Raw genomic sequence first — 9,667 nt, 5'->3', positions numbered from 1 at the left:
ACGGGAACCCGATGACCCTGCCAAGGGTCATCGGGTTCCCGTGTCTGCGGCACCGCAGGTCCGCGGGCAAGCCGGAGCGTTGAAATCGCTGCGACTTTGTAGGGCGCGTGCCCTGCAGGATGGTGCCGGATCAAACGTCGAGACGCATCGACAGGCCGGCCGCCGCCATGTGGGCCTTGGCCTCGGCCACGGTGTGCTGGCCGAAATGGAAGATCGAGGCGGCGAGCACGGCGCTCGCGCCACCCTCGGCCACGCCCGCGACGAGGTCGTCGAGGCCGCCGACGCCACCCGAGGCGATCACCGGCACGCGGACGGCGTCGGCGATGGCCCGCGTCAGGGCGAGGTCGTAGCCCGAGCGCATCCCGTCCCGGTCCATCGAGGTGACGAGGAGTTCGCCCGCCCCCTTGGCCGTCACGGTCCGGGCGAAGGCGACCGCGTCGAGGCCGGTGGGATTGCGCCCGCCATGGGTGAAGATCTGCCAGGCCGCCGGCTCGCCGGGCGCGGACGTGCGCTTGGCGTCGATGGCCACGACGATGCACTGGGCGCCGAACTTCTCCGCGGCGCGGGCCACGAGGTCGGGGTCCTTCACCGCGGCGGTGTTGATCGCGACCTTGTCGGCACCGGCGAGCAGCAGGGCGCGCACGTCCGCCACGGCACGCACGCCCCCGCCCACGGTGAGCGGCATGAAGCAGGCCTCCGCCGTGCGGCTCACCATGTCGAGGAGAGTGCCGCGGGCCTCGTGGCTCGCGGTGATGTCGAGGAAGCAGAGTTCGTCCGCGCCCGCCGCATCGTAGGCCTTGGCCGCCTCGACGGGGTCGCCCGCGTCGCGCAATTCCAGGAACTTCACGCCCTTGACGACGCGGCCGTCCTTGACGTCGAGACAGGGGATGATGCGGGTCTTGAGCACTTCGGGCTTTCAGGCGGTCGTATCGTCGGGGTCGATCGCGAAGGGACGGCGCATCAGGTCTTCGCGGTTGTAGGGGCAGGTCTCGGGGAATCGGGAGAGGGGCAATTGCGCCGCGTCGGCCGCTCCGAGACGGGCGGTCTGGTAGGCGCGCGCCATCGCCTCCTCCGAACGGTCTTTCAGGCCGGGACTGTCCTTGAGCAGGAACGTCACGTCCAAGCGCTGCGCCGCGATCAGGAGCGCTCCGTCTCGTGCCGGGAGATCGGGCCGGTGGTCGAACACGAGGATGGAACGGAGGATGTCCCGGAAGGCGGCGACGAGCTTGCCGAACTCGCTGCGGCCCAGGCTCTCGATCTCCTCGGCCAGGTCCTCACGGTCCAGCGCCGAGAGGTCGCCCGCCCGGAGGCGCGCGCCCTGCTCCTGGGTCCAGGTGTAGAAGTCGTCCGCGTAGGCCGTGCCGCCGGTCGCAGTCGGCCGGGCCGCCTTCAGAGCCGTCATCGTCGCCTCCCGAGGGGCGATCCTATCACGGGGCGGTACGGCTGCGTGACTCCGCGATGGCCTTCAGGGCCGCGCGGGGGTCGATGCGGCCGTCGTAGAGGGCCCGGCCGGTGATGGCGCCCGCGATCAGGGCGCAGTCGGGCTGGAGCAGGCGGTGCACGTCCTCGATCGAGGCCAGCCCCCCGGAGGCGATCACGGGGATCCTCACGGCCTCGGCCAGAGCCAGGGTCATCTCCACGTTGAGGCCCTTGAGGATGCCGTCGCGGGCGATGTCGGTGTAGATGATCGCGGCGACGCCCACGTCCTCGAAGCGGCGCCCGAGGTCCTCGGCGGTCATGCTCGAGGTCTCGGCCCAGCCGGCCACAGCCACGCGCCCGTCCTTGGCGTCGATGCCGACCGCGATCCGGCCGGGATGGCGGCGGGCCGCCTCGTGCACGAAGGCGGGGTCGCGCACGGCGGCCGTGCCGATGATGACGCGGGCCACCCCCTTGGCGAGCCAGGCCTCCAGGGTCCGCATCTCGCGGATGCCGCCGCCGAGCTGCACCGGCAGGGCGGTGCGGGCCAGGATGGCGTCGACGGCATCCGCGTTGCGCGGCGCGCCCGCGAAGGCCCCGTCGAGGTCGACCACGTGCAGCCAGGAGAAGCCCTGCTCCTCGAACACCATCGCCTGCGCGGCGGGATCGTCGCTGAACACGACCGCCTGGGCCATGTCGCCTTGCACGAGGCGGACGCAGCGCCCCTCCTTCAGATCGATGGCGGGATAGAGGATCACGCGGGACTTATCCTTGTCTGAACCAGACGGGCGGGGGTCAGGGACGCCAGGCGAGGAAGTTGGCGATGAGCGCGAGGCCGAGGCGCTGGCTCTTCTCCGGGTGGAACTGCGTGCCCGCGAGGTTGTCGCGGGCGACCATGGCCGTGACCGGGCCGCCGTAATCGGCATGCGCCACCACGTCGCCCGGCCGCTCGGCCGTGAGGGCGTAGCTGTGCACGAAATAGGCGTGCAGGCCCGCCGCGCCGAGGGGAATGCCGGCGAGCAGCGCATGGTCGCGCTCGGGCGCCAGCGTGTTCCAGCCCATGTGCGGGATCTTGAGGCCGGGGTCGGACGGGCGGATCGGGCCGACGTCGCCGGGAATCCAGCCGAGGCCCGGCGTGGTCTCGTATTCGAGGCCGCGGGTCGCCATCAGCTGCATGCCGACGCAGATGCCGAGGAACGGCCGGCCGGCACCAAGCACCGCCTGGGTCATGGCCTCGACCAGGCCGGGAACGGCGTCGAGGCCCCGGCGGCAATCGGCGTAGGCGCCCACGCCCGGCAGCACCACCCGGTCGGCAGCCGCCACGGCCTGCGGATCCCCGGTGACATGGATACGCGTGCCGTCGCGGCCGGATTCGCGGGCGGCGCGCTCGAAGGCCTTGGCCGCCGAGTGGAGGTTGCCCGAGCCGTAATCGATGATCGCGACGGTCTCGACGCTCACGACGGGCTCACCGCGCACCCTCCCGTGCCGGGAACAGGCCGATGACCGGGTCGGAGCGGCGGGCGCCGCCCGCAGGGAAGGGCGGGCGCGGGGCGGGCGCGGCACGCTCCGGATCGAGCCAGCGGGCCACGGCCTTGATCTCGGCCTCCTCGGCATTGGCGGCCACGAGGGCATCGCGGGCTGGCCAGCCGCGGCAGGCCAGGGTCCAGCGACGCAGGCTCGACGCCTCCAACCCGATCAGGAGGGCGGCGAGCAGGCTGATCCCGGAGGCGGCGACTGACGGCAGGCCCAGCGCATAGCCCGCCCCCGCCAGGGCCGCGAGGCCGGCCAGCACGATCAGCGCCGCGACCCAGAGGCGGTGATACAGGAACCACAGGACGCTGAAGGCGAAGGCGGCCGGGGCAAAGCCGTCCGGCACGAGCTGCGCCCGGTCGAGGCCGTGAGCCTCGCCGGGGCGCGCCTCCGGCGGCAGGTGTAGCGTGTAGCTGCGCATGCGCATCCGCGGCCCTCGTCGGCGTTACAGGGTGCCCTTGGTGGAGGGCACGCGGCCCTCCTCGCGCGGGTCGATGGCCACCGCCTTCCGCAAGGCGCGGGCCAGCCCCTTGAAGCAGCTCTCGGCGACGTGGTGGGCGTTGTCGCCGTAGAAGGTCTCGACGTGCAGCGTCAGGCCGGCATTCATGGCGAAGGCCTGGAACCACTCGCGCACCAGTTCCGTGTCGAACTGCCCGATCTTCTCCACCCGGAACGCGGTGCGGAACACCAGGAACGGGCGGCCGGAGACGTCGATGCAGACCCGCGTCAGCGCCTCGTCCATCGGCAGGTGGACGTCGGCGTAGCGCGCGATGCCGCGCTTGTCGCCGAGCGCCTGGGCGAAGGCCTGCCCGAGGGCGATGCCGCAATCCTCGGCCGAGTGGTGCTGGTCCACGTGCAGGTCGCCCGCGACCTTGACCTCAACGTCGAACAGGGCGTGCCGGGCGAACAGCTCCAGCATGTGGTCGAGGAAGCCGATGCCGGTGGCGATCGCGGCCTTGCCGGTGCCGTCGAGGCCGATCGCGACGGAAACGTCGGTCTCGGCTGTCTTGCGGCTGATGCTGGCGCTGCGCATTCTTCTTGGTTTCGCATGAGCCGCCGCTGCGGCCGGGCTGGCGTTCTAGTGCGGAAACGCGCGGCAGGGGAAGAGGGTGTTGCAACCTGGCCGCGATCAGCCGTTCAGAACGCGCCCGGCGACCGCGTCGAGCCTGGCCAGAAGCGCCGGGTCGCGCTGGGCCGGCGCCGTCATGATCGCGCCGTCGAGGGCCCGGTGCGAGCCCACGGGGCAATCCTCGCGCTCGGCCGGGAAGTCGCGGGCGAGACGGGCCACGAGCCGGGCCGCCTTGTCGGCGTTGGCGCGGGCGACCGCGATCACCGCGGCCACGTCGACGGCATCGTGGGCGGGATGCCAGCAGTCGAAATCCGTGACCATGGCGATGGTGGCGTAGGTGATCTCGGCCTCGCGGGCGAGCTTGGCCTCGGGCATGTTGGTCATGCCGATCACGTCGAAGCCTTGGGCCTTGTAGCTCTTGGATTCGGAGAGCGACGAGAATTGCGGGCCTTCCATGCAGACGTAGGTGCCGCCCCGGTGCACCCCGATCTCCTCGGCATCGGCGGCCGCCGCGATCCGCTTCTGCAGGTTCGGGCCGACGGGGTGGGCGAGCGAGACGTGGGCGACGCAGCCGTTGCCGAAGAAGGAGGAGGGCCGGCCGTGCGTCCGGTCCACGAACTGGTCGACGAGGACGAACAGGCCCGGATGCAGCTCGTTGCGGAAGGAGCCGCAGGCGGACAGCGACACGAGGTCGGTCACGCCCGCGCGCTTGAGCACGTCGATGTTGGCGCGGTAGTTGATGCCCGTGGGCGAGAACCGATGCCCGCGCCCGTGGCGCGCCAGGAAGACGACCGTCGTCCCGCCGATCCGGCCGATGCGCAGCGCGTCCGAGGGCTCGCCCCAGGGGGAGTCGATCCGCTCCTCGCGCACGTCCTCCAGGCCCGGCAGGTCGTAGACGCCGGACCCGCCCATCACGCCGAGCACCGCTGCCGTCATCCGTGAATCCTTCTCGATGGTGCCGACGTCCGGCAGCCGGTATCACGTCCGCCGCCCTGCGCCCAAACGGGAACGGGCCCCGAGAGGGGCCCGTCCTGGGGTCGGTCGGACAGACTCAGCCTGCCTTGTGCAGTTCCGGCTGGAGGCCGTGGACCTCGCCGCCGACGGCGGACCAGACCCGCTTCTTGACGTAGTAGAGCAGGCCCGAGAGCAGGATCAGGAACAGGATCACCCGGAAGCCCAGGGCCTTGCGGGCCATCATGTGCGGCTCGGCCGCCCAGGCCATGAAGGCGGCTACGTCCCTGGAATACTGGTCCACCGTCTCCGGCACGACCGGCTCGCCCTTGTCGTTCTTGGCGTAGGTCACCTGCCCGTCGCTGATCGGGTTGGGCATCGCGATCAGGTGGCCGGGATAGTACTTGTTGTAGTGCACCCCGTCCGGCACCTCGGTGCCCTTCGGGGGCTCCTCGTAGCCGTTGATGAGCGCGTGGATGTAGTCGACGCCCTGCTCCGAGTAGCCGACGAAGGGCAGCGCGTCGGTGATGAACCAGGGGAAGCCGCGCTCGTAGGTGCGGGCCTTGGCCAGCACCGAGAAGTCCGGGGGCGCCTTGCCGCCGTTGGCCGCGGCCGCGGCCTGGTCGTTGGGGAAGGGCGGCGGGAAGCGGTCGGCCGGGCGGCCGGGGCGCTCGAACATGTCGCCCGCGTCGTTGGGGCCGTCCTTGACCGTGTAGGTCGCGGCCAGCGCCTTGACCTGCGAGGCGGAGAAGTCGGGGCCGCCGTCCTCCGCGAGGTTGCGGAAGGCCACGAGCTTCATGGCGTGGCAGGCGGAGCAGACCTCCTTGTAGACCTGGAAGCCGCGCTGAAGCTGGGCCTGGTCGAACCGGCCGAACACGCCGGCATAGCTCCACTTCATCCGCGGCGGCTGGTTGCCGCCGTGGGCATTCTCGGCGGAGGCCGGGGAGGCACCCAGGGAGGCGCCGCCGAGGAGGGCCGCGATCAGGGATGCGGCGAGGACGTTTCTCGTCTTCATCTTTATGCTTGTCCTCAGCCCTTCGTGGTCGGGGATGCGGCCGCGCCCGTCGGCATGCCCGAACCGGAGATCTGCTTGCCCGGCCCGGTCACGCTTTCCAGGATCGATCCCGGCATGGCCTTGGGGGTCTCGAACAGGCCGACCAGCGGCATCACGAGGAGGAAGTGGGCGAAGTAGTAGAAGGTGCAGATCTGCGAGGCGATGACGTAGCCGCCCTCGGGCGGCTTGGAGCCGAGCCAGCCCAGAATCACCGTCACCGCGGCGAAGACCCAGAAGAACTGCCGGTAGATCGGGCGGTAGTTGGCAGACCGCACCCGCGAGGTGTCGAGCCAGGGGGCGAAGGCCAGGATCAGCACCGCCGAGAACATCAGGATGACGCCGCCGAGCTTCGAGGGCACCGCGCGCAGGATCGCGTAGAACGGCAGGAAGTACCATTCCGGCACGATGTGGGCGGGCGTCACGGCCGGGTTGGCGGCGACGTAGTTGTCGGCGTGGCCGAGGTAGTTCGGCTGGTAGAAGATGAACCAGGCGAACAGGATCATGAACACCACGGTGGCGAACACGTCCTTGATCGTGGCGTAGGGGGTGAACGGCACCGCGTCCTTGCCGGACTTGATCGGGATGCCGGTGGGGTTGTTCTGGCCGGTGACGTGGAGCGCCCAGACGTGGAGCACGACGACGCCCGCGATCATCCATGGCAGCAGGTAGTGCAGGGAGAAGAAGCGGTTGATGGTTGGGTTGCCCACCGAGTAGCCGCCCCAGAGCAGGCTCTGGATGGTGTCGCCCACCACCGGGATCGCCGCCAGGATGTTGGTGATGACGGTGGCGCCCCAGAAGCTCATCTGGCCCCAGGGCAGGGTGTAGCCGAGGAAGGCGGTGGCCATCATCAGCAGGTAGATCACCACGCCGAGGATGTAGAGCACCTCGCGCGGGGCCTTGTACGAGCCGTAGTAGAGCGCCCGGAACATGTGCACGTAGACGGCCACGAAGAACATCGAGGCGCCGTTGGCGTGGGCGTAGCGCAGCAGCCAGCCGTAGTTCACGTCGCGCATGATGTGCTCGACGGATTCGAAGGCCCGCGTCGCCGAGGGCTCGTAGTGCATGGCGAGCCAGACGCCGGTGATGATCTGGATGCCGAGGAAGGCGGAGAGGATCGCGCCGAAGGTCCAGAAGTAGTTCAGGTTGCGCGGCACCGGATAGGCGATGAAGGACGAGTGCACGAGGCCGGCGATCGGCAGGCGCGACTCGAACCACTTCGCGATGCGGCTCTTGGGGACGTAGGCGTTGGCGTGGACGCTGCTCATGGGGCTACCCGCTCCTCTTGGTGTCAGGCCGCGGCCTTGCCGCCCTCTTCGCCGATGCGGATCTTCGCGTCGGTCTGGAAGGCGTAGGGCGGGATGGGCAGGTTGATGGGGGCGGGGCCGCGGCGGACACGGCCGACCGCGTCGAACTGTGAGCCGTGGCAGGGGCAGGCCCAGCCCTCGAAGTTGCCCTGGTGGCCGATCGGCACGCAGCCGAGATGGGTGCAGTTGCCGTAGACGACGAGCCACTGGTCGTGGCCCTTCTTGACACGCGAGTCGAAGGCGGCCGGTTCGATGAGCTGGCCCTGCGGCACCCCCTTCATGTCGCCCACCTCCTTCTCGGTGAGCTTGCGCACGAAGATCAGCTTGCCGCGCCAGAACACGTTGATGATCTGGCCGTCGGTGATCGGGGAGAGGTCCACGTCGATGGGCGCGCCGGCCGCGATGGTGGCCGAGTCCGGCGCCATGGAGGCGACCAGCGGCCAGGCCACGGCGCCGGCCCCGACCGCGAGGCCGGCCCCGGTGGCCAGGAACATGAAGTCGCGGCGGGTGCCGTCCTGAGGGGCGGTGCCGGCGGGCGCGGCGGAGGTGTTCGCCAAGGTCTCAAACTCCAGGAGCGCACGCCGTGCGTGCGGTGCAAGGGTGCGAACGACGAGGCCCCGCCCGTCGCAAGCGACGGTCACGGGGCGGGCCGATCCGAGCCGGACCAGAGCATCATCATTCTAAAGTGTGCAATGCGACCGCGCGTCGCCCGGAGTCAAGACGCGGACGGATGGCATTCGGCCCGGCCTGTTCCACCCATCCGGGGGGTGTAGCCGCGCTGCATCGCGCAACGGGCCGGCCTCAGGCGCGGGCCAGCCGGCGCCAGCGCGCCAGCAGCAGCCCGGCCACGACGAACAGGCCGGCGCAGAAGCCGAGCCAGATGCCGTAGCCCTGAAGCCCCGCGCCCCAGGCGAGGGCGGCCCCCACCGGCACGCCGACGCCCCAATAGCCGCCCACCGCGATCAGCATCGGCACGCGGGTGTCCTGAAGGCCGCGCAGCATGCCCAAAGCCACGGACTGCACCCCGTCGGCCACCGCGAACAGGGCGGCGAGACTCAGGAAGCCGACGGCATAGGGCAGCACCGGGGCGTTTCGCGCCGCGCCGAGGTCGAGGAACAGGGCGATCAGGTTCTCGGGCAGCGTGAGCTGGACCAGGGCGCACAGGCTCATGAAGGCCAGCGCCAGCCCGAGGGCCGCCCGGCCGGCCAGCCGCAGGCGGTGCCGGTCGCCGGCGCCGCGGGCGAGGCCGACCCGCACGGTCGCGGCCTGGGCCACGCCGTTGGGCACCATGAAGCAGAAGGCCGCGACCTGGATCGCCACCGCGTGCGCGGCGAGCTGGCTCGCCCCGAACAGGCCCATCCCCAGAACCGCCGCCTCGAACAGGCCGGCCTCGGCGAGCCCCGTGGCGGCCATGGGCAGGCCGAGGCGGAAGATCGCCCCGAGGCGGACGGGATCGAAGCGCCAGACCCGGTGCAGCAGCCGGTGGCGGCGCAGGTGGGGATCGCGCAGGATCACCCCGCAGAGGATCGCGAGCATGACGAAGGCGCTGACGCTGGTGGCGATCCCGACGCCGACCGGGCCGAGGCCGAGACATCCCGGCCGATCGAAGGCGAGCCAGACCGCCAGCACCACGTTGACGGGCAGCGCCGCCAGGCTCGCGGCCAGCGGCCAGCCCGGCCGCCCAAGGGCCGCAAGCGCCCCCTTCAGCACCATGAACAGCAGGGCCGGCCACATCGCCCATTGCAGCGCCCGCATGTAGGTGCCGGCGGCCATCGCCAGCGCCGGCGGCTCGCCGATGAGGTCGAGGAGCGTTCGCGTATGCCACAGGGCCAGCATCAGCGGCCCGGCGGCCAGCGTGGCCGCCCAGAACCCCGCCCGCACGGTGCGGCGCGCCTCGTCCCCGGCCGTGCCGTCCCGGCCAAGGGCTCCGGCGACGAGGGGAGCCACGGCCGAGGTCAGGCCCAGACCGCCGATGAAGAGGATAAAGTACAGACCCGTCGCCAGCGTCGCGGCGGCGAGCGCCTCCGCCCCGATCCGGCCGAGCATCACCACGTCGGCGGTGATGACCGCGTGCTGGGCGAGGTTGGTGAGGACGAGGGGGGCGGAGAGGGCCAGCGTCGCGCGCAGTTCCAGGGCCCAGGGCCGGTGGAAGGGGGCCCGCCCCCGCGCGGCGGGCGCCGCGAGGCCGAGTGCCGTCATGATGTATTTTGTCCTGTCTCGATCCGTCCTGATTACCGAACCGGCTCTTCGCTCTCCCCTCTGCGAGCTACCGGTTTCACACATCTCCGCTCAGCGGAAACCGGACAATTCGGTCGAAGCGCCGCGCGGCCCCCTCTCCCGTGC

At 71.0% G+C, this 9,667-nt stretch carries 11 protein-coding genes; all 11 read right to left on the bottom strand.

Annotation, left to right across the window (positions count from 1 at the left end):
* Positions 1 to 130: 130 nt before the first annotated feature.
* The gene (gene hisF, locus COGEMETH_RS19520; RefSeq protein ID WP_238184270.1) at positions 131 to 907 is read right to left on the bottom strand and encodes an imidazole glycerol phosphate synthase subunit HisF; all 777 of its coding nucleotides are present in this window, start codon (positions 905 to 907) and stop codon (positions 131 to 133) included.
* A 9-nt stretch (positions 908 to 916) separates the two neighbouring features.
* Positions 917 to 1,402, bottom strand: coding sequence for a DUF29 domain-containing protein (locus COGEMETH_RS19515; RefSeq protein ID WP_238184269.1), 486 nt, complete (start codon positions 1,400 to 1,402; stop codon positions 917 to 919).
* A gap of 25 nt (positions 1,403 to 1,427) precedes the next feature.
* Positions 1,428 to 2,174, bottom strand: a complete 747-nt coding sequence (hisA, locus tag COGEMETH_RS19510; RefSeq protein ID WP_238184268.1) for a 1-(5-phosphoribosyl)-5-[(5-phosphoribosylamino)methylideneamino]imidazole-4-carboxamide isomerase — start codon at positions 2,172 to 2,174, stop codon at positions 1,428 to 1,430.
* A gap of 37 nt (positions 2,175 to 2,211) precedes the next feature.
* A complete protein-coding gene (gene hisH, locus COGEMETH_RS19505; protein ID WP_238184267.1) occupies positions 2,212 to 2,874 on the bottom strand; it encodes an imidazole glycerol phosphate synthase subunit HisH in 663 nt (220 codons plus the stop codon).
* 7 nt (positions 2,875 to 2,881) lie between these two features.
* Positions 2,882 to 3,367, bottom strand: a complete 486-nt coding sequence (locus COGEMETH_RS19500) for a DUF2628 domain-containing protein (RefSeq protein ID WP_238184266.1) — start codon at positions 3,365 to 3,367, stop codon at positions 2,882 to 2,884.
* A gap of 24 nt (positions 3,368 to 3,391) precedes the next feature.
* On the bottom strand, positions 3,392 to 3,979 hold the full coding sequence (gene hisB / locus COGEMETH_RS19495; RefSeq protein ID WP_238184265.1) for an imidazoleglycerol-phosphate dehydratase HisB: 588 nt from the start codon (positions 3,977 to 3,979) through the stop codon (positions 3,392 to 3,394).
* Between the two features lie 96 nt (positions 3,980 to 4,075).
* Positions 4,076 to 4,951, bottom strand: a complete 876-nt coding sequence (locus COGEMETH_RS19490; protein ID WP_238184264.1) for an S-methyl-5'-thioadenosine phosphorylase — start codon at positions 4,949 to 4,951, stop codon at positions 4,076 to 4,078.
* 115 nt (positions 4,952 to 5,066) lie between these two features.
* Complete coding sequence (locus tag COGEMETH_RS19485) at positions 5,067 to 5,981, bottom strand: cytochrome c1 (protein WP_238184263.1); 915 nt, start codon at positions 5,979 to 5,981, stop codon at positions 5,067 to 5,069.
* Positions 5,982 to 5,995: 14 nt separating this feature from the next.
* A complete protein-coding gene (locus COGEMETH_RS19480; protein ID WP_238184262.1) occupies positions 5,996 to 7,285 on the bottom strand; it encodes a cytochrome b in 1,290 nt (429 codons plus the stop codon).
* 23 nt (positions 7,286 to 7,308) lie between these two features.
* Complete coding sequence (petA, locus tag COGEMETH_RS19475; protein ID WP_238184271.1) at positions 7,309 to 7,818, bottom strand: ubiquinol-cytochrome c reductase iron-sulfur subunit; 510 nt, start codon at positions 7,816 to 7,818, stop codon at positions 7,309 to 7,311.
* 307 nt (positions 7,819 to 8,125) lie between these two features.
* Positions 8,126 to 9,523, bottom strand: a complete 1,398-nt coding sequence (locus COGEMETH_RS19470; protein WP_238184261.1) for an MATE family efflux transporter — start codon at positions 9,521 to 9,523, stop codon at positions 8,126 to 8,128.
* Positions 9,524 to 9,667 lie beyond the last annotated feature (144 nt).

It is taken from the genome of Methylobacterium trifolii (assembly GCF_022179685.1).
In the GTDB taxonomy this organism is placed as follows: domain Bacteria; phylum Pseudomonadota; class Alphaproteobacteria; order Rhizobiales; family Beijerinckiaceae; genus Methylobacterium; species Methylobacterium trifolii.
This window is presented reverse-complemented; position numbering and strand designations above follow the sequence as displayed.

Coding starts and splice junctions, on each gene's coding strand:
- COGEMETH_RS19480 (WP_238184262.1), bottom strand. CDS start 7,285: ATGAGCAGCGTCCACGCCAACGCCTACGTCCCCAAGAGCCGCATCGCG.
- hisB (WP_238184265.1), bottom strand. CDS start 3,979: ATGCGCAGCGCCAGCATCAGCCGCAAGACAGCCGAGACCGACGTTTCC.
- COGEMETH_RS19515 (WP_238184269.1), bottom strand. CDS start 1,402: ATGACGGCTCTGAAGGCGGCCCGGCCGACTGCGACCGGCGGCACGGCC.
- petA (WP_238184271.1), bottom strand. CDS start 7,818: ATGTTCCTGGCCACCGGGGCCGGCCTCGCGGTCGGGGCCGGCGCCGTG.
- COGEMETH_RS19485 (WP_238184263.1), bottom strand. CDS start 5,981: ATGAAGACGAGAAACGTCCTCGCCGCATCCCTGATCGCGGCCCTCCTC.
- COGEMETH_RS19490 (WP_238184264.1), bottom strand. CDS start 4,951: ATGACGGCAGCGGTGCTCGGCGTGATGGGCGGGTCCGGCGTCTACGAC.
- COGEMETH_RS19500 (WP_238184266.1), bottom strand. CDS start 3,367: ATGCGCAGCTACACGCTACACCTGCCGCCGGAGGCGCGCCCCGGCGAG.
- COGEMETH_RS19470 (WP_238184261.1), bottom strand. CDS start 9,523: ATGACGGCACTCGGCCTCGCGGCGCCCGCCGCGCGGGGGCGGGCCCCC.